General features: G+C 63.3%; 22 protein-coding genes. 9 read left to right on the top strand and 13 right to left on the bottom strand.

Annotation, left to right across the window (positions count from 1 at the left end; genetic code table 11):
* Nucleotides 1–64: 64 nt before the first annotated feature.
* The 6 genes from ACWNC0_RS07510 to pspA all read right to left on the bottom strand — a co-directional run bounded on the left by ACWNC0_RS07510 (nucleotide 65) and on the right by pspA (nucleotide 2689).
* The gene (locus tag ACWNC0_RS07510; RefSeq protein ID WP_449470689.1) at nucleotides 65–559 is read right to left on the bottom strand and encodes a hypothetical protein; all 495 of its coding nucleotides are present in this window, start codon (nucleotides 557–559) and stop codon (nucleotides 65–67) included.
* A gap of 67 nt (nucleotides 560–626) precedes the next feature.
* Complete coding sequence (locus ACWNC0_RS07505; protein WP_449470688.1) at nucleotides 627–1049, bottom strand: SufE family protein; 423 nt, start codon at nucleotides 1047–1049, stop codon at nucleotides 627–629.
* A 35-nt stretch (nucleotides 1050–1084) separates the two neighbouring features.
* Nucleotides 1085–1318, bottom strand: a complete 234-nt coding sequence (locus ACWNC0_RS07500; protein ID WP_449470687.1) for a hypothetical protein — start codon at nucleotides 1316–1318, stop codon at nucleotides 1085–1087.
* Nucleotides 1319–1339: 21 nt separating this feature from the next.
* Nucleotides 1340–1720, bottom strand: a complete 381-nt coding sequence (gene pspC, locus ACWNC0_RS07495) for an envelope stress response membrane protein PspC (protein ID WP_449470685.1) — start codon at nucleotides 1718–1720, stop codon at nucleotides 1340–1342.
* Between the two features lies 1 nt (nucleotide 1721).
* Nucleotides 1722–2003 (bottom strand): envelope stress response membrane protein PspB, encoded by a 282-nt coding sequence (gene pspB / locus ACWNC0_RS07490; RefSeq protein ID WP_449470683.1) that lies wholly within the window; start codon nucleotides 2001–2003, stop codon nucleotides 1722–1724.
* A gap of 17 nt (nucleotides 2004–2020) precedes the next feature.
* Nucleotides 2021–2689, bottom strand: a complete 669-nt coding sequence (pspA, locus tag ACWNC0_RS07485) for a phage shock protein PspA (RefSeq protein ID WP_449470682.1) — start codon at nucleotides 2687–2689, stop codon at nucleotides 2021–2023.
* A gap of 147 nt (nucleotides 2690–2836) precedes the next feature.
* Between pspA and pspF the strand changes: the two genes are divergently transcribed.
* The gene (gene pspF, locus ACWNC0_RS07480) at nucleotides 2837–3853 is read left to right on the top strand and encodes a phage shock protein operon transcriptional activator (RefSeq protein WP_449470681.1); all 1017 of its coding nucleotides are present in this window, start codon (nucleotides 2837–2839) and stop codon (nucleotides 3851–3853) included.
* Nucleotides 3854–3916: 63 nt separating this feature from the next.
* Here the strand turns inward: pspF and ACWNC0_RS07475 are convergent, their stop codons facing one another.
* Nucleotides 3917–4795 (bottom strand): 3-hydroxybutyryl-CoA dehydrogenase, encoded by an 879-nt coding sequence (locus tag ACWNC0_RS07475; RefSeq protein ID WP_449470680.1) that lies wholly within the window; start codon nucleotides 4793–4795, stop codon nucleotides 3917–3919.
* A 213-nt stretch (nucleotides 4796–5008) separates the two neighbouring features.
* Here ACWNC0_RS07475 and ACWNC0_RS07470 point away from each other — a divergent pair, with 213 nt between their 5' ends.
* The 6 genes from ACWNC0_RS07470 (at nucleotide 5009) to pal (ending at nucleotide 9687) form a co-directional block, all read left to right on the top strand.
* Nucleotides 5009–5479, top strand: coding sequence for a YbgC/FadM family acyl-CoA thioesterase (locus ACWNC0_RS07470; protein WP_449470679.1), 471 nt, complete (start codon nucleotides 5009–5011; stop codon nucleotides 5477–5479).
* The gene (tolQ, locus tag ACWNC0_RS07465; RefSeq protein ID WP_449470678.1) at nucleotides 5476–6198 is read left to right on the top strand and encodes a protein TolQ; all 723 of its coding nucleotides are present in this window, start codon (nucleotides 5476–5478) and stop codon (nucleotides 6196–6198) included. The genes ACWNC0_RS07470 and tolQ overlap by 4 nt, the downstream gene beginning before the upstream one ends.
* Before the next feature lie 125 nt (nucleotides 6199–6323).
* Nucleotides 6324–6803, top strand: a complete 480-nt coding sequence (gene tolR / locus ACWNC0_RS07460; protein WP_449470677.1) for a protein TolR — start codon at nucleotides 6324–6326, stop codon at nucleotides 6801–6803.
* Between the two features lie 18 nt (nucleotides 6804–6821).
* Nucleotides 6822–7793, top strand: coding sequence for a cell envelope biogenesis protein TolA (locus ACWNC0_RS07455; RefSeq protein ID WP_449470675.1), 972 nt, complete (start codon nucleotides 6822–6824; stop codon nucleotides 7791–7793).
* On the top strand, nucleotides 7790–9112 hold the full coding sequence (gene tolB, locus ACWNC0_RS07450) for a Tol-Pal system beta propeller repeat protein TolB (RefSeq protein ID WP_449470674.1): 1323 nt from the start codon (nucleotides 7790–7792) through the stop codon (nucleotides 9110–9112). Before ACWNC0_RS07455 ends, tolB begins: the two co-directional genes overlap by 4 nt.
* A 59-nt stretch (nucleotides 9113–9171) precedes the next feature.
* Nucleotides 9172–9687 (top strand): peptidoglycan-associated lipoprotein Pal, encoded by a 516-nt coding sequence (gene pal / locus ACWNC0_RS07445; RefSeq protein WP_449470672.1) that lies wholly within the window; start codon nucleotides 9172–9174, stop codon nucleotides 9685–9687.
* A gap of 165 nt (nucleotides 9688–9852) precedes the next feature.
* Here pal and ACWNC0_RS07440 read toward each other — a convergent pair whose 3' ends face one another.
* Genes ACWNC0_RS07440 through ACWNC0_RS07430 form a run of 3 tightly spaced genes read right to left on the bottom strand, consistent with a single transcriptional unit; the run spans nucleotide 9853 to nucleotide 13554 of the window.
* Nucleotides 9853–10302, bottom strand: a complete 450-nt coding sequence (locus ACWNC0_RS07440; RefSeq protein WP_449470670.1) for a MarR family winged helix-turn-helix transcriptional regulator — start codon at nucleotides 10300–10302, stop codon at nucleotides 9853–9855.
* Nucleotides 10303–10350: 48 nt separating this feature from the next.
* Entirely contained in the window at nucleotides 10351–10653 is a 303-nt protein-coding gene (locus ACWNC0_RS07435; protein ID WP_449470669.1) for a hypothetical protein, read from the bottom strand.
* A 24-nt stretch (nucleotides 10654–10677) separates the two neighbouring features.
* Complete coding sequence (locus ACWNC0_RS07430; protein ID WP_449470667.1) at nucleotides 10678–13554, bottom strand: M16 family metallopeptidase; 2877 nt, start codon at nucleotides 13552–13554, stop codon at nucleotides 10678–10680.
* On the opposite strand from ACWNC0_RS07430, the gene ACWNC0_RS07425 reads away from it, so the two are divergent.
* Entirely contained in the window at nucleotides 13553–13687 is a 135-nt protein-coding gene (locus ACWNC0_RS07425; protein ID WP_449470665.1) for a hypothetical protein, read from the top strand. The genes ACWNC0_RS07430 and ACWNC0_RS07425 overlap by 2 nt on opposite strands.
* A gap of 112 nt (nucleotides 13688–13799) precedes the next feature.
* Nucleotides 13800–16379, top strand: a complete 2580-nt coding sequence (gene clpB, locus ACWNC0_RS07420) for an ATP-dependent chaperone ClpB (RefSeq protein ID WP_449470663.1) — start codon at nucleotides 13800–13802, stop codon at nucleotides 16377–16379.
* Between the two features lie 158 nt (nucleotides 16380–16537).
* Here the strand turns inward: clpB and ACWNC0_RS07415 are convergent, their stop codons facing one another.
* The 3 genes from ACWNC0_RS07415 to ACWNC0_RS07405 form a co-directional block, all read right to left on the bottom strand.
* A complete protein-coding gene (locus tag ACWNC0_RS07415) occupies nucleotides 16538–19609 on the bottom strand; it encodes a TonB-dependent receptor plug domain-containing protein (RefSeq protein WP_449470662.1) in 3072 nt (1023 codons plus the stop codon).
* Between the two features lie 318 nt (nucleotides 19610–19927).
* Entirely contained in the window at nucleotides 19928–20767 is an 840-nt protein-coding gene (locus ACWNC0_RS07410) for a M23 family metallopeptidase (protein WP_449470661.1), read from the bottom strand.
* The gene (locus ACWNC0_RS07405; protein WP_449470660.1) at nucleotides 20764–20976 is read right to left on the bottom strand and encodes a DUF2093 domain-containing protein; all 213 of its coding nucleotides are present in this window, start codon (nucleotides 20974–20976) and stop codon (nucleotides 20764–20766) included. The genes ACWNC0_RS07410 and ACWNC0_RS07405 overlap by 4 nt, the downstream gene beginning before the upstream one ends.
* Nucleotides 20977–21006: the final 30 nt, after the last annotated feature.

The raw sequence follows: 21006 nt of genomic DNA, 5'->3' as shown, positions 1-21006 counted from the left end.
TATGAGCGCACCCGCACGAGATCCCATCTTTCGCTGGGATGACGACTGTTCACGACGGCGGCCCTCACCCCTTCAAATCCAATCCCGCGACCTTAAACTCAAACGGAAATGCCTTATCCTTCGGGCCAACCACGAGGTTAACCTTCAACAGCTTCGTTTCCTTGATCGCCTCATCGGCCTTCGCGGCCGGTAGCACCTCTATCCCGTCCTTATTTTCCGTCATCCGCCCGCGCCAATCATGGCTCTTGCCATCATCGGTCACTGCCGTGACGCGACAGTCGGACAGGTCGCAGCTGAAAGGCGCGCCCACCAGTTTAACGGTCACGTCCGTGCCACCTTCCGGCATCGGCTGCACCAGCAGCACCGAGAACGTATCTTCTGCCGTCATGGTCTGCACGCTGTTCGCGCTGCCGATATAAGCAACCTTGGGCTTGCCGCCGTCGCCACCCTCATATTTCCACGTCTGGCCGATCTGCTCGCGCTGGGTCGGCCCTTCCTTTTCGCTGCCAGAACAGCCCGCCAGCAGGCTGATCGCCGCCAGCGCCAATAGGCTCCGCATCGCGCATCTCCTCAACTTCCGTTTCGCTCACGCAAAGAGAACGCCCGGACGTCCGCAGGTTTCCCGCCTAGCTGTAGCGCTCCGCAGTTTGCCGGATAAGCGCAATCATGTTGGGGATGCCCTGTGTCCGGTTGGAGCTGAGCTGATTCTTGAGGTCGAACGGCGCCAGCGCGCCTTCAATGTCCGCCGCGCCAATCTCGGCGGGCGCCTGATCCTGCACGGTCAGCAGGACCAGCGCGATGATCCCCTTGGTGATCGCCGCATTGCTGTCCGCCAGGAAATGCAGCCGCCCATCGTCGCGCACCGTCGGATAAACCCAGACTGCCGCCGAACAGCCCCGCACCAACGTGGCGTCGGTCTTGAGCGCGTCGGGCATCGCCTCCAGCGCGCGCCCAAGGTCGATCAGCAGCCGGTAACGGTCATCCGCGTCCAGAAATTCATATTCTTCCTGAAGATCGGCAAGGGCAGGCACATCGGTCATATCCCGCATATAGGCAGAAAAGCTGCCCGCGAAAGCCGCTTTCCTTACAGATCGACGCCCGCCGCGATAGCCTCCAGCTTGCGGATGCGTTCCTTGAGGTCGGCGACCTCGATCCGCGCGCTGGCCGAAGGCGGCACAGCGTCAACGTCCGGCCGCGCCAGCTCCGCACGCTTCAGTGCCAGCCAGCCGTTCCAGCCGCGCAAAGTGGCCGCCGCGACGATCAACAGCGCGATAATGCAGCTCGCCGCGATGGTCAGCGTAAAAGCCAGCTCCTGCATGCCGTCCTCCGAACGCCTTGCTCAACGCAGGCTGTCGATCTCGTCCGCCAGCCTCGTGTTGCGGCTGGTGTAGAATGTCTCGATATCCGCCAGACGCCGGTCGATGTCGCGAAACTTCGATCGCACGTCCCGTGCCGACCGCGCCGGATTGGTCCGCACGCCTTGCCAAAATTTCTCGTCATCCCGGTCGGCATAAAGGCCCAGCGGCTTGTTCTCGGCGAAATAAGCAGCGGCGAAATAGGCGATCAGCGACCAGGGAAAGGCGCCCATCAGCGTCACCAGCACCGCGCCGACGCGGACCCACGTCACGTCGATGCCCGCATAGTCGGCGATGCCTGAGCACACGCCCATCCATTTGCCATTCTGCTTGTCGAGGTAGAATTTCGTACGGCGCGCGGCCATGTCAGTTCCTCCTGCCAATATCTTGGCGGTCGAGATCATAAGCGTCGTCGAGCGCGGAGCGCGACGGACGGAAATCGGGATTATCGGCGGCGACGATCCGCTCGACCGTTTGCAGCCGGTCTTCCAGCCGCCGCGCGAGCAGGTGCATTTCGTCCAGCAACCGCTCATCCTCATCGGTGATCTTGGGCGCCTGCTTCCACTTGGTCGTATAGTGCAGGATCAGCCAGGGCATGCCGATGAACAGCATGCCGCAGATCATGATCGGTAAAAACACATCCTCCATGCGTCACGCTCCCCTGTTCAAGCTGTCCTGTTCATGCTGGCTTTCATCGCGGCGAGTTCGGCATCGACCTTCTCGGTCGACTGCAACTCGGCAATTTCCTCCTCCAGAGTCTTCTGACCCTGGCCGAGATTCAGCGCATCCGCACGCCCTTCGGCCATATCGACCCGGCGCTCCAATATATCGAAGCGGGCGAAGGCCTCATTCACCTTTTCCCCGGCATAGGCTTCGCGCATGCGGACACGATTTTGCGCGCTTTCCATCCGCGTGACCAGACTGTTCTGCCGGGTCCGCGCCTCGCGCAGCTTCCCTTGCAACTTGGCGATATCCTCTTCCGAAGCCTTCAGCGCCTCGTCCAGCACCTCGATCTCATGGGAGAGCTTCTCCGCCATGTCGGCCGCCTTCTGCTTTTCCACCAGCGCCGCCTTGGCCAGGTCCTCGCGATCCTTGCTCAGCGCCAGCTGCGCCTTCTCGGTCCAGCTGTCCTGCAAGCCCTGCAGCTTGCCGATATGGCGGCGCATCTCCTTCTGATCAGCGATGGTCCGCGCGGCGGACGCACGCACCTCGACCAGCGTTTCCTCCATTTCCAGGATGATCATGCGGATCATCTTCGCGGGGTCTTCCGCCCGATCGAGAAGGTCGGTGACATTGGCGGCGATGATGTCGCGCGTGCGAGAAAAGATACCCATCGGAACTACGATCCTTCGTTCAGCGGCCTTGCCCGCATTCTTTGCAGGAGCCGTGCCAATTCGTGAAAAGCCGGAATTTCCTACGTTGACTCCCTCCAGCGCCAATTAATCTTGCCAACAAGTGGCGATTTTCACCATAATATGGTCATGGAACGAAACAGCCAATTCATCGGCCAGTCGCTACCTTTCCTTGACGCAGTCGAGCAGGCAGGACGCGCCGCCGAACTTGATCGCCCGATCCTGGTTGTTGGCGAGCGTGGCACGGGCAAGGAACTGATCGCCGAACGCCTCCATCGCCTCTCTCCGCGCTGGGGCGAGCCGCTCATCGTCATGAACTGCGCCGCGCTTCCGGAAACGCTGATCGAGGCGGAACTGTTCGGCCATGAACAGGGCGCCTTCACCGGCGCCACCCGCGCCCGCGCCGGGCGGTTCGAGGAAGCCGATGGCGGCACGCTCTTTCTCGATGAACTGGCGACCCTCTCCATGGCCGCGCAGGAACGGCTGCTGCGCGTCATCGAATATGGCGAAGTCACCCGCATCGGCGCATCCCGGCCAATGACGGTGGACGTCCGCATCATCGCGGCCACCAACGAAGACCTGCCCCTGCTGGCCGAAACGGGCCGCTTCCGTGCGGACCTGCTAGACCGGCTCAGTTTCGAAGTCATCACCCTGCCGCCACTGCGCGCCCGCGAGGGAGATGTGGTCGTGCTCGCCGATCATTTCGGCCGCCGCATGGCCGCCGAACTGGGACGGTCCGAATGGCGTGGCTTCACGCCTGACTGCCTCGCCGCACTGGAAGCGCATGGCTGGCCCGGCAATGTCCGCGAACTGCGCAATGTCGTGGAGCGGGCCGTCTATCGCTGGGAAGATCCCTCGGCCCCCGTCGGCCGGATCATCTTCGACCCCTTCGCCTCGCCCTGGAAGCCGCAAACGCCGCCGCTCAACGCCAGTGCAGAGGAACCCAAGCCCGCCCCCGCAACCGGCTTCACCGACGTCCGCGACCTGCGGGCCGCCGTGGACGCGCATGAAGCCGCGATCGTGCAGGCAGTGCTGGAACGCCACCGCTACAATCAACGCGCGACCGCCAAGGCTCTTGGCCTAAGTTATGACCAGCTGCGCCATTGTTTGAGGAAACATGGCTTGGGTGCTGAGCGCCCGCTCTAGCCTACCGCCGTTCAGGCTGTTTGAACGAGCCGCTTGTCTCGTTCAAATGTCGAAGTCCCTCACTTAGCGGGTCGGGACAGGCTCCGGCCCCGAATAGTCATAAAAGCCCCTGCCGGTCTTGCGTCCCAGCCAGCCAGCCTCGACATATTTCACCAGCAGCGGCGCGGGGCGATATTTGGAATCCCCGGTCGTCGACCGCAGCACGTTCAGAATCTCAAGGCAGGTATCGAGGCCAACAAAATCCGCCAGCGTCAGCGGACCCATGGGATGGTTCAGCCCCAGCCGCACGCCCGTGTCGATGTCGCGAATGTTGGAAACCCCTTCGCCCAGCGCGAAGATGGATTCGTTGATCATCGGCAGCAGGATACGATTGACGACGAAACCGGGGGAATCGAACGCCTGCACGACATGCTTGCCCAGCCGCTTGGTATAGGCTTCGATCGTCGCGACCGTTTCGTCCGATGTTGCCAGCCCGCGGATCAACTCGATCAGCGCCATGACCTGTACGGGGTTGAAGAAGTGGATGCCCACGAACAGCGCCGGATCGGGCACCACCTGCGCCAAACGAGTGATGGGGATGGACGACGTATTGGTCGCCAGGATCGTGCCGGGCGTGATCACCGCGCTGACATTAGTGAAGATGCTGCGCTTGATCTCTTCCCGCTCGGTCGCGGCTTCGATCACCAGTTGAGCTTCGGCCAGCGGAGCCAAGTCGCCGCTCGGCCGGATGCGGGCGAAGGCGGCTTCGGAATCTTCCTGGCTCAACTTGCCCTTTTCGACCGCACGGGCAAGCTGCTTTGAAATGCCCTGAAGCCCCTTTTGGGCGCGGGCCAGATCGACGTCGCACAGGATCACATCATAGCCAGCCTGCGCGCTGACCTGCGCGATCCCCGCGCCCATCTGACCAGCGCCGATGACGCCCACGGTCTGAATGTCGGTCATGCTAATGTCCTCGCAAAATCAATTTGCCGCCCACTAGCGCTATGGGAAGCAGGGGGCCAGCGCTTTCGAGCATCCATCACAACGGCTGCTGTGTTAATCAGGGCTAGCACGCCGCGTTTGTGGGACGGATAGCCCCCGTCGCCCGGCAGGCTGCTTCGACCCTGTTCATTTCCGCCTTTGCCTGCCGCCTGCTTGATGGTTAAAAGGCCGCGCATGTCCGTTTCAGCGTCCATGCCCGAGCCGGCAACCGGAAGGTTCATTGCCGCCGTGCATCACTTTCCCTTGCGCGTCTATTTTGAGGATACGGACCTGTCGGGGCTCGTCTACCACGCCAATTACCTGCGCTATATGGAGCGCGCGCGATCCGACATGCTGCGCGTCGCCGGGATCGATCAGCGCGCCGCGCAGGAAGATGGGACCGGCGTCTATGCCGTCACCAGCCTCCAAATCGCCTATAAGCGCCCGGCCCGGCTTGACGATGATTTACTGGTCGAAAGCCGCGTGACGGCCATTCGCCCCGTCGCGTGTACCATTCAGCAAAGAGTCAGGTGCGGCGATGAAATACTGACGGACGGCGAGGTCTCTGTCGCCTTCCTGACCAGCCAGGGCCGTCCCACGCGGCAACCCAAGCCCTGGATAGACATTTTCAGCCGTTTGATGAGAGGGGAAGACATCAACCCATGAGCCTTTCGATGCCCGACGTCGGCGCCGCTGTCGGCGCCGCCACCCAAGCTGCGACCATTTCGCCGCTCGCCCTGTTCCTGCAGGCCGACATTGTCGTGAAGGTGGTGATGCTGGGCCTCGTGCTCGCCAGCATCTGGACCTGGGCGATGATCATCGGCTTCACCTTCACCCTGCGCAAGGCCAGCCGCCACAGCAGCGCGTTCGAGGATGATTTCTGGAAAGCGGAAGATATCGACCGCTTCTATGAAGCGCGCGGCAAGTCATCCGACTTCCCCGCTGCCAAGGTGATGGCCGCAGGCGTCACCGAATGGCGCCGCTCCACCGCGCAGAAGGTCATCGACCGCGACGGTACGCGCGACCGCCTGTCGACGGCTATGTCCAGCATGATCGCGGCAGAGGTCGATCGCCTGTCCGATCGCCTGAACATCCTTGCGACGATCGGCTCGGTTGCGCCCTTCGTCGGCCTGTTCGGCACCGTGTGGGGTATCATGCGCGCCTTCACCGCCATCGCGAAGGAACAGAACAGCTCGCTCGCCGTCGTCGCGCCCGGCATTGCCGAAGCGCTCTTCGCCACGGCGATCGGCTTGTTCGCCGCCATCCCGGCGGTCATCGCTTACAACCGCTTCAGCCATGGCATCAACCGCATGGAATCCAAGCTCACCCGCTTCGCGGACGGCTTTTATTCGACACTCAGCCGGGAGTTGGAGGCGCAGCGGTGATGGCACCTCTCACCATCATCCCACCCCATTTCGTCATCCCAGCGAAAGCTGGGATCTCGTGCCTCACGCCCGGCCCTATCCGGCCTGAGATGCCAGCTTTCGCTGGCATGACGGAGGTCGTGTAAATGGCCATGTCCGGCCCACCTTCCCACCGCCGTGGCCGGGGCCGCGCGCCGATGGCGGACATCAACGTCACCCCTCTAGTCGACGTCATGCTGGTGCTGCTCATCATCTTCATGGTGACCGCGCCGCTGCTCGTTACCGGCGTTCCGGTGAATCTTCCGGAAACCCGCGCCAAGGGGCTCGATCAGGATCAGAAGCCGACCGTCGTCTCCATCGACCGCGACGGCGGCCTCTACATCGACGAGACACAGATCAGCGATGCTGACCTGCCGGATCGCCTCGCCGAGATCATGTCCGCCAACGCAGGCAAAGCCGAACCGCCGCAAATTTTCCTGCGCGCGGACACGGGCCTCGACTATGGCCGGGTCATGCGCGTGATGGGTGAACTCAACCGCGCCGGGCTTAACAAGGTCGCGCTGGTCAGCACCGGCGGCGGCGATGCCCCAATCTCCTCAGGCGCCGTCAGCGGCGGTTCAGAATAGGGACCATAGGACTCGGGGATGGAACGTGCGGAGAAAATCGGCCTTGGCGTGGCGACGGCGGGACATGTCCTGCTGTTCGGCTTGCTGTCGGTTGGCTTTCTCGCCACCCCCAATCCGCTCAAACTAAATTCGCCGCCGATGGACGTCAGTTTGGTGGACGAGGCCGCGCTGCAATCCGCCGCGCCGCAAATCTCGACCCAACCGCCGCCACCCAGCGTCGCGCCGGAAGCAGGCCCGACCGAGGATGCGGCACCGGCGCCCGTTCCTGAACCCGCGCCTGTGCCGGAGCCAACGCCAACGCCCGCACCCTCGCCGCCGAAGCCTGCGCCGCCCAAGCCCGTGGCGAAACCCGCCAAGCCCGAACTGGCCACGGCAAGGAAGGACGTGGCAAAGCCCCAGCCAAAGCCGAAGCCAAAGCCCGCGCCTACACGGCCAGCGGCCAAGCCGACGCCCGCCAAAGCGAAGCCCGCCGCCGCCGCGCCCACTCCGGCCAAGGCCGCGCAAAAGCCTGCCGCAAAGGCCAAGCCCAATGCCCCTGCCCGCGCGTCCGGTCAGGGCAAGGCGGAAAAGCCCAAAGGGTCGCTGCTCGGCAAGGATTTCCTGAAGGGCATCGACACCGAAGCCGACGCTCCGCGCAGGGCCGCGCCGCCGCCCGCTGCGACCATGGGTCCCGTCCAGAAGGCTGCGCTTGACCGCCTCATCGGCGATCAAATCTATCGGCATTTGAAGCTCCCTTCCGGCGCGGATGTCGAGCAGCTGGTGGCCTTTCTGGAGGTGAAGATTGACCGCAACGGCCGAGTAATCGGCAGGCCCGAAGTGATCGACGTACAGGGCCAGACGGCCAGCAACAAGCCGCAGGTCTCCATCTACAAGGAACGCGCCGTACAGGCGGTCATGCAGGCGTCCCCTTTCCAGGGGCTGCCGGACGAATATTATGAACAGTGGAAATGGCTCAAGCCGTTGAGAGTCTACGCAAGGAAAGCGCGATGAGAAGCTTTGGAATAACCGCACTGCTCACCCTTTGCGCAGCCTTTGCCAGCCCTGCGATGGCCCAGTTGTCGGTCGACGTCACCGGCGATATCGACAGCAACCTCAAGATCGTCGTCCCCGCCCTCCCCCCACAGGCGGAGGTGTCTACCCCGGCTGGTTCGTCCAGCGAACTTGGCCGCAAGATCGCCGAAGTAATCGCCTCGGACCTCAAGGGCTCGGGCCTGTTCGATCCGTCCGGTCCCGGCGGCATCCCCGCCATCGCCTTTCCCGAAGTCACCAACCCGGCCTATGACAAATGGGGCGCCTATCAGGCGCTGGTGCAGGGCTTCGTCCGCACCACGGGTGGCGAGGCGGACATCACGGTCGGCTGCTATCTCTATGACGTGGCGCTCAAGCAGGAACTGACCCGCCAAGGCTATGTCGTCGCCCCACGCGACTGGCGCCGCGCCGCGCATAAGTGCGCCGACGCCATCTATGCGCGCCTGTCGGGCGAAAGCCCCTTCTTCGACAGCCGCATCGCCTATATCGCGGAGAGCGGCCCCAAGGGGAACCGTACCAAGCGCCTTGCCATCATGGATAGCGATGGCGCCAACCACCGCTTCATCACCAATGGCCAGTCTATCGCGCTTACGCCGCGCTTTTCGCCCGACTATAAGTCGATCGTCTATGTGAGCTATCTGGGCAGCCGGGTGCGCATCTATGTCTATGACATCGGCACCGGCCGTCAGCGCCTCGTCACCGAAAGCAACAACGCGACCTTTGCGCCGCGCTGGTCGCCCGATGGCCGCAACATCCTCTTTTCGATGGCGGTGGCGGGTAACACCGACATCTATCGTGTGTCGGCGCAGGGCGGTCAGCCAGTGCGCCTCACCACCGCGCCCGGCATCGATGTCGGGGGCAGCTATTCCCCCGATGGCACCCGGATCGTCTTTGAAAGCGACCGTTCGGGCAGCCAGCAAGTCTATGTCATGAACGCTGATGGATCGGGCCAACGCCGCATCAGCCATGGCGGCGGCCGCTATGCGACGCCCGAATGGAGCCCGCGCGGCGACCTGATCGCCTTCACCAAGATTTCGGGCGACTTCAAGATCGCCGTCATGACCCCGGACGGCGGCAATGAACGCATCCTCACCAATGGCTGGCAGGATGAGCAGCCCACCTGGTCGCCCAACGGCCGCGTCCTGCAATTTTTCCGCACCACCGCCGGGCGCGAAGGCACCAGCCAGGTCTGGCAAGTCGACCTGACCGGCGTCAACGAACGCCGCATCCCCACGCCCCTAAGCGGCTCCGACCCTTCATGGGGTCCGCTGCTGCCCTGATAGGGAACCACATCATCGCGCAAGCGTAACGACCGCATGGACTTTTTGAGGAGCCTCCCATGAAACTCAACCGCCCCCTTTTGATCGCCGTGTCCGTCCTCGCGCTCGCCGCCTGCGGCAAGAAGGCGCCCAAGGACCTGCCACCCCCGCCCGCGACCGATACCAGTGCGCAGACCGGCACCGGGACCGGCACGACCACTGGACCGGTCAAGGGCAGCCAGGAGGATTTCGTCGCGTCGGTCTCATCCGACCGCATCTTCTTCGACACCGACCAATATGATGTCGATGCGCAGGATCAGCAGACCTTGCAGAGCCAGGCGGCATGGTTGCAGCAGAACCCCAATGTTCGCGTCACGATCGAAGGCCATGCCGACGAGCGCGGCACCCGCGACTATAACATCGCGCTGGGCGATCGCCGCGCCAATGCCGCGAAAAACTATCTCGCCTCACTCGGCATCGACCCCAGCCGGATCAACACGGTCAGCTATGGCAAGGAACGTCCGGCTGCGCTGGGTTCGGATGAGGCCGCCTGGGCACAGAACCGCCGCGCTGTGACGGTGACTGTTCAGTATTAAAAAGCCTTCGGGTCGCACCGGGCTTTAGGAAGCCCGCCGGTTTTCGGACCGGCGGGCTTTTCTGTGTCAGGATATGGCAACGGGCGTTCCGTGCCTCTCCCTGCTCACGGCAGGCGCTTAGGATGAGCGGCCCCGCTTTGGGGCACTCACGAATGGTGGCGCGTCCTAAGCCTGTTTGCGCCGTTCAGCGATGCGGCGAGTGAGGAGTTGCATCATGTTGACGGTGATCTCGACGGCAGCTTCGGGGACGCCTTCGAACAGCTGTTGCGACAGGTCATCGAGCCGTGCTTCGATCCGTGCGGCAAGGTCGCGACCTGCATCGGTGAACTCCACCCGGTTCGATCGCTTGTCTTCCGGATGCGGCAGGCGCTCGATCAATCCCATCGCCGCCAGCCCGTCCAGCGTCCGCACCAGCGAGGGCTGGGTAATGCCCAGCTGATCGGCAAGGTCGGCCTGCCTTACGTCGGGTCCCAGCCGGGCGAGGTGCACTAGGCACCAGCCCGCGCTGGAGGACACCCGCAATTCCGCCAGCGCTTCATCAGCCAGTTGCCGCCAGCCGCGCGCGACCAGCGGGAACTGCTGCACCAGCCCCTGCGTCAGGCCGGAACTAGGCATCAGGATAATCCCAGGGTGGCGCGGCCGGTCATTGGCGGAAACGCCCGCTTAAACGCGCCGCGTGCCGGAAAAGCCCGCCGCGCCAAACGCGCCCAGCTGCATGGTGCCGTTGATCGCATCGCCTTCCACGACCGCTTCGCATTCCATCGTGATGGGCATGGGCATGGTCATGTTCATCTTCCAATTGAGTTTGTCGCCGTCGACCTTGCCCTCGGCGACGTCCAGCGACCCCATCATGCCCGCGAAGGTGCCGTGGAAGCTGGTGCCGTTGCTGATGACGGTGAACACGCCCTTCTGATCGCCCAGCGGCGTCTTTGCCACGCAATCATAAGCGCCATCGACATTCGCCATCACTTCATCTCCTCAAAGCAGCCATCAATCGGCAAGGGTTCCCATTTCGACGGGCAGGCCCAGCGCGTCAAGCTGTGGTCGGACGAGTTTCGCATCGCCCACGACGACCCAGATCAGCCGCGCGGGATCGATCGCCTCGCGTGCGGCCTTGTCGAGGTCGGCGGCGGTCATCGCGCGGTAGAGGCCCGGCAGCGTTTCATAAAAATCGTCCGGGCGGCCGAGCAGGCGGTTGCGCATCATCGCCCCCATCAGGTCCGACGATGTTTCGAAGCTGCCGGGCAGAGACAGGATCTGGCTGTTGATGGTCTGGTTGCGTTCGGCCTCTGTCGTGCCCTTGGCGGTCAGGAAATCGGCAATGTCCTGACGCGCGGCGGCGATGGACGCGCCGGTCTTGTCGGTCTGGACGGGAGCATAGACCAGCAGGGGAATGGTTTCCTTAACGCCGGGCAACGCGGTGCCAGCGGAATAGGCCCAGCCCTTCGTTTCACGCAGGTCCATGATCAAACGCGAGGTGGAGCTGCCGCCCAGCACTTCATTGGCGGTCTGCAGCGTCAATGGGTTGTCGGTGCCCTGCTTGCCCGTCAACAGGCCCGCCAGGATCATCGATTGCGGGCTTTGCGGCTTGTCGACCAGGATGATCCGCGCCGGGCGCGCCATCCGGTCCATGCGGAACAGCTTCTTGCCCTTGGCCACGGCAGGCGCCCTCCAGTCGCCGAAGCGCTTTTCGAGCAGCGGCATGATTTCGGCCAGGCTGGCGTCGCCGGTCACGAAGATGGTGGCATTGTCAGGCCGCATCCATTTGTCATGAAAGGCGGCAAGATCAGCGCGGGTCGCCGCCTTGACGCCGCTGGCCGTGCCCGATCCGGTGAAGGGGATGCCGTAGGGATGTGCGGCGCCATAGAGCAACGGCGGCAGCAGGCGCTGGGCGATCGGCATCGGTTCGGTTTTCTCGGCGGCGATGCGGGTCAGTAGTTGGCCCCGGATGCGCTCCACCTCTGCCGGAGCGAAGGCGGGGTTGCGAATGACGTCGGCGAGCAGGCCGAGCGACGCATCGATATTGGGCTTGAGCGCATAGAGGCCGACATTGGTGCTATCCATGCCGTTGCTCGCGCCGATCGACGCGCCCAACCGTTCCTGTTCTTCCGCGATCTGCACCGAACTGCGCGTCTTCGTGCCTTCATCCAGCAGGGCCGTGGTCAGCGCGGCCGTGCCCAGTTTTGCCTTGTCGTCGGCTGCGTTGCCCGCGTCGAAGGACACCGACACCCGCACCACCGGGACGGTCGCGCGCCGGGCGAAAACGACCGGAATGCCGTTCTTGAGCCGGGCTTCCTCGACAGCGGGGAAATCCAGATCCTTGACCGGCTCGATTGGCGGTTCGGCGACCCGTGTGGGTGGCGGAGGCGTGGCGGCTACCGGCGCGGGCTTTTTGGGATCGCGGAAATAGGCGGGGTGGTGCGTGGCGTTGCCCGCGAGCGCATTATCCTCGGCCGTCCGTTCACCCGGCGCCACCGTCAGCCGAAATACCGGACGCCCGAGCCATTTGCGGGCGGCGTCGCCCACCGACTGCGGCGTGGCGGCGGCGTAGAGGGCGAGGTCCTTCTTATATTTGCCCGGATCGTCGGAATAGACCGCGCCTTCCGCCAGGGTCACCGCCTTGCCGCTGAAGCCGCCGACCTTTTCCAGACCGCCGATCGTACCCGACAGCTGCTGGGTCGCCGCGCGTTGAACCTCGTCAGCGGTCGGCCCTTTGGCGAGATAGTCGGCCAACAATTGGTCGAGCCGCCTGCCGACGGCGGCGGCGTCCTGCCCCGGCTTCACATCGACCGTGATTTCCGCGATCGACAGCTTTTCGAATGGCTGGATGCTGGCCTTGACGCCGACGGCCACTTTCTCATCGCGCACCAATATATTGTCGAGGCGGGAGGATTTGAGCCCGCCGAACACCGACATCGCCAGATCGAGTTGGGGCAGGTCATCCGAATTGACACCCGGCACGATCCAGTTGCGGTAGAGCCGGGTCGCCGCGACATTGTCGTGCATCAGCTTGTCGACTTGCCTGTCGAGCGTCGGCACGGTGGCATCCACATCCTTGGGCGCGGGACCGGCCGGGATGTTCCCGAACCATCTTTCGGCCTTCGCCCTGGCGGTCGGCACATCGATATCGCCCGCCAGCACGAGCACGGCATTGTTCGGGCCATAATGGGTCTTGAACCAGTTCTGCACGTCGGCAAGGCTGGCTGCATTCAGGTCCGCCATCGATCCGATGGTCGAGTGGCGATAGGGATGGCCTTCGGGCAGCATGGCCGCAAGCTGGGCATATTCGACCAGCCCATAGGGCTCATTCTCGCCCATCCGCTTTTCATTCTGCACGACGCTGCGCTGCGCATCGAGCTTGGTTTGCGTCACCGCGCCGAGCAGGTGACCCATGCGGTCGGATTCGAGGAACAGTGCCCGATCGAGCGCGCCGGTCGGCACCGTTTCGAAATAGTTGGTGCGATCGAACCAGGTCGTACCGTTCCAGTCGGTCGCGCCGATATCCTCCAGCCGTCCGAAGAAAGGCCCATCGGCATTTTCAGAACCATAGAACATCAGATGTTCGAACAGATGAGCAAAGCCCGTCTTGCCCGCAGGCTCGAAGCGGGAGCCCACATGATACCAGACCGACACCGCCACCACGGGAGCCTTGCGATCGGTATGGACGATGACGCGCAGGCCGTTTTTCAGCGTGAACTGCTCATAGGGAATATCGACGGCGGAAACGAGGCTGGAAAGCGGGACTGAAGCCGTCTGAGCCGCTGGGGCAGCAAGCGCGACGGGGACTGGAAGGGCGATGATCGACAGGCTTATTGAAGACAGGCCAAGCGACAGAGCCAGGCGACGCGAGGTGGAGGAAAAAATCATGGGCGCCCTCATCGAAGCTGGAGATCATCGCCGGGGAGGCGGCAATGGCTGGCCGCAGCATAGCGGCGCATGGGGACGGCGCAATATGCATTGGATGAACGCGCGTCAGGATCGAAGGCTTATCTTCCTCTAAAATGGGGAGGTTTGCGCCGGGTGGGCGAGCGATGCTAAGGATAATTGCGTAGCGCCTCTTGTGTGGCTTTTATGCAACATTACATCGTGACCAGTTTCACGAAGGGCTTCCTATGAACCTCGAAAAATTCACTGACCGCGCCAAGGGCTTCCTGCAATCGGCGCAAACCGTCGCGATCCGCATGAGCCATCAGCGGATCAGTCCGGAGCATCTGCTGAAGGCGCTGCTGGAAGATAATCAGGGCATGGCTTCCGGCCTGATCAAGGCGGCGGGCGGCGATCCCGCTGTCGCGCTGCGGGAAACCGATGCGGCGCTGGCCAAGGTGCCTGCGGTGTCGGGCAGCGGGGCGCAGCAGACGCCGGGCCTCGACAATGACGCGGTGCGGGTGCTGGACAGCGCCGAGCAGGTCGCGGCGAAGGCCGGGGACAGCTTTGTCACGGTTGAGCGGCTGCTGCTGGCGCTTTGCCTTGCGACCACGAGCGCGGCGGGCAAGGCTCTGGCGGCGGCGGGACTGAAGGCGGAGGCGCTGAATAGCGCGATCAACGATCTGCGTGGCGGGCGCACGGCCGACACGGCAGGCGCGGAGGATCGCTATGATGCACTCAAGAAATTCGCCCGCGACCTCACCGAGGCGGCGCGCGAGGGCAAGTTGGACCCGGTGATCGGGCGCGACGAGGAAATTCGACGGACGATCCAGATCCTGGCGCGGCGAACCAAGAACAACCCGGTGCTAATCGGCGATCCCGGCGTGGGCAAGACCGCGATTGCGGAGGGCCTTGCGCTGCGCATCGCCAATGGCGACGTGCCCGATACGCTGAAGGACCGCACGCTGATGGCGCTCGACATGGGCAGCCTGATCGCGGGCGCGAAATATCGCGGCGAATTCGAGGAGAGACTGAAGGGCGTTCTGGACGAGGTGAAGGGCGCCGAAGGGCAGGTCGTCCTGTTCATCGACGAGATGCACACGCTGATCGGCGCGGGCAAGTCGGAAGGCGCGATGGATGCGGGCAATTTGTTGAAGCCCGCGCTTGCTCGCGGCGAACTGCACTGCATCGGCGCGACGACGCTCGATGAATATCGCAAATATGTTGAGAAGGACCCTGCGCTCCAGCGGCGCTTCCAGCCGGTCTTCGTGGGCGAGCCGACAGTGGAGGACACGATCTCCATCCTGCGCGGCCTCAAAGAAAAATATGAGCTGCACCATGGCGTGCGGATCACGGACGGCGCGCTGGTGTCCGCGGCGACGCTCTCCAACCGCTACATCACCGACCGCTTCCTGCCGGACAAGGCCATCGACCTGATGGACGAGGCAGCGAGCCGTCTGCGCATGGAGGTGGAGAGCAAGCCCGAAGAGATTGAAAATCTCGATCGGCGGATCATCCAGCTCAAGATCGAGCGAGAGGCGTTGAAGAAGGAAACCGACAAGGCTTCCAAGGATCGCCTGGACGCGCTGGAGGAGGACCTCGCGAATCTTGAGGAGCAGTCGGCGGCGCTGACGCAGCGTTGGCGGGCGGAGAAGGACAAGATTGCGGGCGACAGCAAGCTGAAGGAACAGCTGGAGGCTGCTCGCGTGGAACTGGAACAGGCGCAGCGGGCGGGCGATCTCGCCAAGGCTGGCGAGCTGGCCTATGGGCGCATTCCCGATCTGGAGCGCAAGATTGCGGAGGCCGAGGGCGCTACTGAAGGCGCGATGCTGCGCGAGGAAGTGACGCCGGAGGACATTGCCTCGGTCGTGTCGCGCTGGACCGGCATTCCTGTCGACAAGATGATGGAGGGCGAGCGTGAAAAGCTGCTCGCCATGGAGGAAATGCTGGGCAAGCGGGTGATCGGCCAGGCCGACGCGGTGAAGGCCGTATCGACCGCCGTGCGCCGCTCCCGCGCGGGCTTGCAGGACCCGAACCGGCCGCTTGGGTCGTTCCTGTTTCTTGGCCCCACGGGCGTCGGCAAGACGGAGCTGACCAAGGCGCTCGCCGGATTCCTGTTCGACGACGACAGCGCGATGGTGCGGATCGACATGAGCGAGTTCATGGAGAAGCATTCGGTCGCCCGGCTGATCGGCGCGCCTCCGGGCTATGTCGGCTATGAGGAAGGTGGCGTCTTGACCGAAGCGGTGCGGCGGCGGCCATATCAGGTCGTGCTGTTCGATGAGGTCGAGAAGGCGCACAGCGATGTCTTCAACGTGCTGTTGCAGGTGCTGGACGACGGCCGCCTGACCGATGGGCAGGGGCGGACGGTGGACTTCACCAACACGATCATCGTGCTGACGTCGAACCTCGGCAGCCAGTTCATCGCTTCGCTGGCCGATGATGAGCCTGTCGAGAAGGTCGAGGATCAGGTGATGGACATCGTCCGGGGCCATTTCAGGCCGGAGTTCCTCAACCGCCTTGATGAAGTGATCCTGTTCCACCGGCTGGGTGCGAGCCACATGGCGCCGATCGTGGATATTCAGGTCGCGCGCATCGGCAAGCTGCTTAAGGACCGCAAGGTGAAGCTGGACCTGACAGATGGCGCGCGGGCTTGGTTGGGACGGGTCGGTTATGACCCGGTCTATGGCGCAAGGCCGTTGAAGCGGGCCGTGCAGCGGTATCTGCAGGACCCGCTCGCGGACCTGATTCTGCGCGGCGAGGTGCCGGACGGCGCGACGGTGCGTGTGGACGAGGGGGATGGCGCCTTGCAGTTGCGGGTGGGGTGAGCTGTCCGCCTCTCCCCTTCAGGGAGGGGAGGGGGGCAGACGCTGTGCCGAGCGGATGGCCCCCACCCCAACTCCTCCCCTGAAGGGGAGGGGGCTTAAAGAAAAAAAGGGGACGCCGGAATGACCGGCGCCCCTCCCCTTTTTAGTTGATCGCCTGTTTAGAAGTTGGCCTTAACACCCAGGCGATAGCCGCGGCCGTAGATGCCGGTGCCACCCTGAACCGGGTTGTAGTTGTTCGCGCCATAGGTGATCGGATCGATCGGCGGCAGATCGTCAAAGACATTGAGCACGTTCAGATAGACCGTGAAATTGTCGTTGAGCTTGTAGCTGGTGGTGAGATCGACGGTGATATAGGGCTTTACGTCGCACTTGACGAACTGCGGCGAGAGCAGGCCGCAATCACCCGACGTGCCGGGGCCTTCGATGTCTTCTGCCGACAGATTGTAGCCGCCGAAATATTCTGCCGTCGCCGAAAGGGTCCAGCGCTTCCATTCCAGCGTGTTGGCCCAGCTGCCATGCCATTCGGGCGTGCCAGATCCGGCGGTCAGGCTGTTGTTGCCAAGCGTACCTTCATAGCTTTCGACACTGCCGTCGGCGAATGTGGTGTCGAGATTGATGATGTAGGTCGCCTCCAGCGAACTGGTGAGACGCACATCGCCGAAGTCGAACCGGCCGGTCGCCGCGAAATCAAGGCCTTCCGACCGGATCGTGTTGGCGTTGATTAACGGCGCCTGAACATAGGCGACGCGCGGCAGAGCGCCCGGATGCAGCGGATCTGGCGAATCCGCGATGATGTTATAGCCCGCCGGGATCGCCGCACCCGAATAATAGGCGGCCAGCGCCGGGCCATAAGGCGCGGGGATGATCGCTCCCTTCTTCTTGATATTATAATAGTCGACGCTCAGCCGGATGTTGCGGCTGGGCTCGAAGATCACGCCCGCCGTCCAGCTGGTCGATTTTTCCGGTTCAAGATCGGGACTGGCCAACTGGGTTTGGCCATAGCTGCTGGCATTGAGATAGGTCGGGCAGCTGGCGAAGGTGGCCTTGCTGCATCCGAACTGCGCCAGATAAGAGTCGGGGAATGTGCCGGACGTATTGTTGACGAAGCCGGTCGTCGGCAGCGCGTTAGCTTCTGCGAAGCTCGGGATGCGGAAGCCCCGCGACCAGGTGCCGCGTAGCGTCAGCGCGTCGAACGGCTTGTAGCGGAAGCCGACCTTGGGCGAGAAGGCGTCCTGGCCGCTGTTATAATTGTCATAGCGGCCCGATGCGTTGACTTCGAAGCCTTCGAAAGCGGGGACGCTCAACTCGACAAAGCCCGACCGAACGACGCGCTCACCCTTGGTGCCGAAGGCATTGAGGATGAAATAGCGCTGGGTCGGACCTGCAAAGTCGTCGTTGGCGCTGGGAGCGTTGATCGATTCCAGACGGATTTGACCACCAAAGCCAAGCTGGACGGGGCCAGCGGGTAGATCGAACAGCGTGCCGTTGAAGCTGACCTGAGCGGCATAAAGTTCGGACTTGGACTTGGTGATGTTGTCGGGCGACAGATAATCCAGGACCGACTGGCTGTTCGACAGCGGATTGACGAAATTATAGCTGCCGTCGGCGACCACGTTCAGCAGGTTCTGGATGTAGACATAGCCCTTCGACGTGCGGGTGAGGTCGGTCACCATGCCGACGATGTCCGCCGCGAAGTTCCAGTTATCCGTGATCGGCCCAGCGATCGAGAAGGCTCCACGATAGGTGCGGCTGAGCGTTTCATTATATTCCGTCAGGTTGGGAATACGGCCCATGATCCGGGCCTGCAGGCCCTGCGCTGCGAAGGGGTTGTTCGGGTTCAGCGTACCGTTGGTGATGTCGCAATTGGGCTGCGGCAGGCCGTTGACTAGCGGGCAGACATAGACCGGCAGCGCCAGTGCGAAGGAGCCCGGAGCGTTGGGCAGGCCGCTATTATAGGTGCTGAAGCGGGGGAACGCGATGCCCGCCGGGCCATTGGCGCGAATGGTCGCCGGTTCGCCGGTGTAGCTCACTTTGCTCTGAAGATAGTTGGCGGTGAAGGACGCTTCGATATCGTCAGTGACGGCGACTGTCGCCTTCAATGCGCCGCCGAAACGTTCGATCCGGGGCGAGATAACGCCATATTGACGCACCAGATCGCCTTGGCAGACGGTGTTGGGCGCAAAGGCGTTCTGATCGGTATCGGCCAATTCAGCTGCGGTCAGGGTGTAGGGAGTCTCGCCAGCGATACAGCCTGCGGCGGGATTTAGAATCTGATAGCGGCCGAGCGGATCGTCAAGCGCGCTGGTTGAATCGGTTGGCGCAACAAAGAAAGTGGTCGCGAAGGAGCGGCGGTCGCTCGTGCCGGTGGCGTCTGCCCAACCGACATAACCAGTGCTGGACGGGTTGATCGAGCCGCCATTGGGGCCGACCTGCGGCCCGCAGACGCCATCACGGCAGATGCCCGACTGATCCTGAGAGTTGAAGGGGTAGGGCCGATCGCGATTGTAGAGTGCGTTCTGGCGATACCAGAAGCCGCTGGCGTAGATGTTATAGCCGTCTCGGTTGAGGTCGCCCGTGCCCACAGTCAGGGTGGCGCGGTAGTTTTCGCCATCGCCACGTTCGGTGATGCCGCCCTCGATCCGGCCGCCGATACCCTTGAACTGCTTTTTGGTGATGACGTTGATGACGCCCGCGATAGCGTCGGCGCCATAGGTGGACGATGCGCCGTCGCGCAGCACTTCGACGCGATCGACAATATCGTCAGGGATAGTGTTAAGATCGACAAAGTTGCGCGTCGCGTCATCCGCCAGCGGATAATAGGCGGCGCGCTGACCATCGAAAAGGACAAGCGTGGAGCTGGTGGACAGGCCGCGCAGCGAAACGGCGGACGCACCCGCCGCGAAGGCTCCGTTCGCCGAAAAGCTGTTGGTGAGCGCCGCGCCGTTGTTCGACGAGATGCGCTGAAGCGCTTCCTGCGTGGTCTGGATGCCGCGCTGTTCAAGCGACTCGGACGTCAGGACTGAGATCGGCGAAGGCGTGTTGTTCACGTCCTGCCGCAGGATGGACCCGGTGACCACGATGGTCGCTTGAGGTTCTTCGGCCACGGTGCCAGCCGGAGTGTCCTGCGCAAAGGCAGGAGCGGCGAGCGCCGCGAAACCGGCGCCCGCGCATGCGAGCGCCTGCAGCGCTGCGCTATTGCGCAGCCACGCATTGTTCGAGATTTTCTTCACAGTCCAGTCCCTTGCTCTGGAGCGGCGCAAGCGAACCTGCGCCTAGTTACCGACGCATGAAGGGGGGCCTTGGAGCCCGACAGCAAACCCCTCTTCATCCGTGCTGTGCGATAGTCTGCGCAGTCGTTTTATGCGTGTAAAGCAATGCTAGGGAGCGGAGCGCACTTTGCTGTTTCACTGTCGTAAATTTGCCACATGCGCGATAAGCGCGGTTTTACGTTCGTTTAACAACTTTATTTGGCGTCATTTATGGCAGGTGGAACTTTGATGCTCTGCCCTTGCCGCAGGTTACACTAAGTTGCGCAAATGCATCTCAGTTCAGTTTGCTGGCATTGGTCCGGTGAGCAGAAGCGGGTCGATCCGCGCTTCATTCCAGCGCAAACCCCAGTGAAGATGCGGACCTGTCGCGCGGCCGGTCGCACCAACCGCGCCGATGCGCTGACCTTGGCGGACGGCTTGGCCAAGCTGCACGTCGATGCGCGACAGATGGAGGAAAGCGCTGTTGAGGCCGTGGCCGTGGTCGATGATCAGCAGATTGCCCTCCAGCGAGAAGGGATGATCGGCCGCCAGCGTCACCACGCCGTCAGCAGGCGCCAGAACGGGATCGCCGGTCGCCCCGGCGATATCGATGCCGCCATGATAGGCGCCGGGTACGCTCTGATAGACGCGCTGCGATCCGAATAGGCCGGAGATGCGCCCGACGCGCGGCCAGAGGAAGCGCTGGCGCCAGCCTTCAGCGCCGGTTTCCTGCGCGCGGGCGGCGGCGATCTGCGCCAGTTCCGGGCGGCGCAAGGCCAGGAAGGCTTCATTGTCGCGCACCGGGCGGAGCGGCGTATTCACGCGCTCTATCCGCCAGGCGCGTGGGGCGATGCTGATCGTCTGGCTGATTGTGCGGCCATCGGAGAGGCGGGCGGTGAGGTGCGCCTGCGGCCCGGCGTCACGGTCGAAGGCGATGAGGAAGCGGCCATCGGGATCGACGCGGACGAGTTGATTGTCGAGGCGCAATTCCGTCGTTGCGGGCGGCGTGGTGCCGGTGAGCGTGCCGCCCTGCTGCGCGGTGCCCTGAAGCGTGATGCTGGCGGCGGGGAGGGGAGCCGGATTGCTCGCCGCGCCCACACTGCCGGTTATCAGCAGAAGCGCGGCTGCCCAGCATTTCATCGCAGGCCGCGCGCCTTCAGCTCCGCCTGGGCCGAGGCTTCGGCGCTGGCATAGGGTTCCTGCCGGGCGATGCTCCAATAGCGCAGGTCGTCGAGCGGGATCTGCTGGCCGGTGACGGCGCAGACGACATGGTCGCCCGCCTGAAGCACGCGGAAGCTGTAGGCCATATAATGGAGGCGGGCCGGACGATCGCGGTTGGACATCAGCATGGGATCAGGCGGCCTTTTTCACATTCATGC

This window comes from Sphingobium chungangianum, from assembly GCF_977014255.1.
Note: the sequence above shows the minus strand (reverse complement) of the source record. Positions and strands in the feature narration are given on the sequence as shown.

Bases quoted from the DNA above. Each gene is read 5' to 3' on its own strand.
- ACWNC0_RS07510 (WP_449470689.1), bottom strand. From the start codon at position 559: ATGCGGAGCCTATTGGCGCTGGCGGCGATCAGCCTGCTGGCGGGCTGT.
- ACWNC0_RS07505 (WP_449470688.1), bottom strand. From the start codon at position 1,049: ATGCGGGATATGACCGATGTGCCTGCCCTTGCCGATCTTCAGGAAGAA.
- ACWNC0_RS07500 (WP_449470687.1), bottom strand. From the start codon at position 1,318: ATGCAGGAGCTGGCTTTTACGCTGACCATCGCGGCGAGCTGCATTATC.
- pspC (WP_449470685.1), bottom strand. From the start codon at position 1,720: ATGGCCGCGCGCCGTACGAAATTCTACCTCGACAAGCAGAATGGCAAA.
- pspB (WP_449470683.1), bottom strand. From the start codon at position 2,003: ATGGAGGATGTGTTTTTACCGATCATGATCTGCGGCATGCTGTTCATC.
- pspA (WP_449470682.1), bottom strand. From the start codon at position 2,689: ATGGGTATCTTTTCTCGCACGCGCGACATCATCGCCGCCAATGTCACC.
- pspF (WP_449470681.1), top strand. From the start codon at position 2,837: ATGGAACGAAACAGCCAATTCATCGGCCAGTCGCTACCTTTCCTTGAC.
- ACWNC0_RS07475 (WP_449470680.1), bottom strand. From the start codon at position 4,795: ATGACCGACATTCAGACCGTGGGCGTCATCGGCGCTGGTCAGATGGGC.
- ACWNC0_RS07470 (WP_449470679.1), top strand. From the start codon at position 5,009: ATGTCCGTTTCAGCGTCCATGCCCGAGCCGGCAACCGGAAGGTTCATT.
- tolQ (WP_449470678.1), top strand. From the start codon at position 5,476: ATGAGCCTTTCGATGCCCGACGTCGGCGCCGCTGTCGGCGCCGCCACC.
- tolR (WP_449470677.1), top strand. From the start codon at position 6,324: ATGGCCATGTCCGGCCCACCTTCCCACCGCCGTGGCCGGGGCCGCGCG.
- ACWNC0_RS07455 (WP_449470675.1), top strand. From the start codon at position 6,822: ATGGAACGTGCGGAGAAAATCGGCCTTGGCGTGGCGACGGCGGGACAT.
- tolB (WP_449470674.1), top strand. From the start codon at position 7,790: ATGAGAAGCTTTGGAATAACCGCACTGCTCACCCTTTGCGCAGCCTTT.
- pal (WP_449470672.1), top strand. From the start codon at position 9,172: ATGAAACTCAACCGCCCCCTTTTGATCGCCGTGTCCGTCCTCGCGCTC.
- ACWNC0_RS07440 (WP_449470670.1), bottom strand. From the start codon at position 10,302: ATGCCTAGTTCCGGCCTGACGCAGGGGCTGGTGCAGCAGTTCCCGCTG.
- ACWNC0_RS07435 (WP_449470669.1), bottom strand. From the start codon at position 10,653: ATGGCGAATGTCGATGGCGCTTATGATTGCGTGGCAAAGACGCCGCTG.
- ACWNC0_RS07425 (WP_449470665.1), top strand. From the start codon at position 13,553: ATGGGCGCCCTCATCGAAGCTGGAGATCATCGCCGGGGAGGCGGCAAT.
- ACWNC0_RS07430 (WP_449470667.1), bottom strand. From the start codon at position 13,554: ATGATTTTTTCCTCCACCTCGCGTCGCCTGGCTCTGTCGCTTGGCCTG.
- clpB (WP_449470663.1), top strand. From the start codon at position 13,800: ATGAACCTCGAAAAATTCACTGACCGCGCCAAGGGCTTCCTGCAATCG.
- ACWNC0_RS07410 (WP_449470661.1), bottom strand. From the start codon at position 20,767: ATGAAATGCTGGGCAGCCGCGCTTCTGCTGATAACCGGCAGTGTGGGC.
- ACWNC0_RS07405 (WP_449470660.1), bottom strand. From the start codon at position 20,976: ATGCTGATGTCCAACCGCGATCGTCCGGCCCGCCTCCATTATATGGCC.